We start from the raw sequence: 457 nt of genomic DNA, 5'->3' as shown, positions 1-457 counted from the left end.
GCCGTGGAGACCCCCTGGACCGCGCCCCTGCCCGCCGACGCCGGGGCGGTCCGCACCGCCGGTTTCGGCGCGGACGGCGAGCACTGGGGCGCCGGTCACACCGGCCAGGACTTCGCGGTGCCCGAGGGCACCGACGTGCTCGCCGTCGGCTCCGGTGTGGTCGTCGCGGTGGAGTGCGGCGACGCCTACGGGCTGTCGGTGGTGCTGCGCCACGACAACGGCTACCACAGCCAGTACGCCCACCTCTCCGCCGTCACGGTGGAGCCGGGCGACCGGGTGGGCGTCGGGCGGCGCGTGGGACTGAGCGGGAACACGGGCAACTCCACCGGCCCGCACCTGCACTTCGAGATCCGGCTCACCCCCCACTACGGTTCGGCCGTCGACCCGGTGCGGTGGCTGCGCGATCACGGCGTGCGCCTGGACTGAGCGGCGCCCCGTCCGGCCCACTCCCCCGTCC

At 75.9% G+C, this 457-nt stretch carries 1 protein-coding gene; it reads left to right on the top strand.

Annotation, left to right across the window (positions count from 1 at the left end):
* On the top strand, positions 1 to 426 hold a 426-nt coding region (locus tag FNQ90_RS26515), incomplete at its 5' end, for a M23 family metallopeptidase (RefSeq protein ID WP_182608594.1).
* Positions 427 to 457 lie beyond the last annotated feature (31 nt).

The organism is Streptomyces alkaliphilus, from assembly GCF_014141535.1.
Lineage (GTDB): Bacteria > Actinomycetota > Actinomycetes > Streptomycetales > Streptomycetaceae > Streptomyces > Streptomyces alkaliphilus.
This window is presented reverse-complemented; position numbering and strand designations above follow the sequence as displayed.